The organism is Cupriavidus sp. CuC1 (assembly GCF_044627735.1).
In the GTDB taxonomy this organism is placed as follows: domain Bacteria; phylum Pseudomonadota; class Gammaproteobacteria; order Burkholderiales; family Burkholderiaceae; genus Cupriavidus; species Cupriavidus ulmosensis.
The window spans coordinates 1-1,188 of record NZ_JBIUHC010000379.1 but is presented as its reverse complement, the minus strand read 5'-3'; the positions used below and the strand labels follow the sequence as shown (position 1 = coordinate 1,188).

Sequence of the window (1,188 nt, the reverse complement as noted above, 5' to 3'; positions counted from 1 at the left end):
CGCCCCATCACAAGGAGAAAACCCATTGACATAAAATTCCAATGCAAATCTGTCCGATGAAACGGGGCAACCCCAACTCTCTCCTACTGGTTCTTCGGCGGGCCGCAACTCTTAGCGAGCTGCTCACACCGCTCCCCCCCCCCCCCCCGCGCTCTATACACTGTCGCCAAGACGAGGCCCGATTGCAGTTGATCGCGCTGGCGTGTGAGACGCAGGAACCTGAGGGGCGGGTCACGCCCACGCTCGACAAGATTGTGGCGCGCGGCCTCAGCCGTAGCCTGGTGCAGCGCATTCTGCAGGCCGGCGACGTTCGTCCGCACCGGGGGTCCAGCAATGGCTACATAGCCCAGACCCGGCCTTCCGCGAGAAGGTCAACGGGATTTGCAAGTTGTACCGCAAGGCGCCTCGAAACGCGATGGTGCTCAGTATCGACGAGAGGACCGGCATTCAGGCCATCGAGCGTAAATACCCGGGACGTGCCCCCGCGCCGGGGCTGCGTCGGCGTGAGTTTGAATATGCTCGCCACGGCACCCAGGTGTTGATTGCCGCGCTGGATGTGCAGCGCTCCATGAAGGCCACCAGATCGTCCTGGGTGCGCCGCTCCCGGCAATCCGCCAGCACCTGTCCAGTATGCAACCGCGTACCCGTGCAAGCAGTTGCACGTCGTCTGGGACAACCTGAACACGCACCGCGCCCAGGCCGTCTGGCAGGCGTTCAACGCGCGGCACCAATCAGGCGGCACACCTGTTCAAATGGAGTTTCCGGGGCTATCCGCTGCAAATCGGTGCATCGTAATTGAGGATCTGATATCCCCAATTTACGCATCAGACTGCCGCGATATTTTTCGATTGTCTTGGGGCTGAGGTTCAAATATTGCCCAACCTGCCGATCGGATCGACGTTCGGCTACCAACTTCAGTACACTTCGCTCCCGTGCGGAAAGTATATCCAAGGCATTTTTTTCGGCTGAAGCTGTTCGGCGTATCCAGGCATGGCGTGGTGCGCGTTAGCTTGCATGACTCGCAAAGCACGTCTTCCGACGTGGCCGGGATCATGCCGTTGCACACACCTGCCACAGCGTAGTTCTGGCATTGCTCGTAAAGCTTGTCTTGCGGTAACCGTCAGCGGAACCCGTCTGGCGAGTAGAGGGCGGCGATGAGAAGGTAGGAGCTTCACGATCTCTGGGAGT

Annotated in this window: 3 pseudogenes; 1 reads left to right on the top strand and 2 read right to left on the bottom strand. The window is 59.9% G+C overall.

Annotated elements, in window-relative coordinates:
- Positions 1 to 131: 131 nt before the first annotated feature.
- Positions 132 to 728, top strand: a pseudogene (locus ACGLHR_RS51750) (transposase); the annotation flags it as partial.
- A 73-nt stretch (positions 729 to 801) separates the two neighbouring features.
- On the opposite strand, the pseudogene ACGLHR_RS51745 reads toward ACGLHR_RS51750, so the two are convergent.
- Together ACGLHR_RS51745 and ACGLHR_RS51740 are read right to left on the bottom strand one after the other, a co-directional pair.
- Positions 802 to 972: pseudogene (locus ACGLHR_RS51745) on the bottom strand (response regulator transcription factor); the annotation flags it as partial.
- Between the two features lie 22 nt (positions 973 to 994).
- Positions 995 to 1,099 (bottom strand): annotated as a pseudogene (locus ACGLHR_RS51740) (zinc-ribbon domain-containing protein); the annotation flags it as partial.
- Positions 1,100 to 1,188 lie beyond the last annotated feature (89 nt).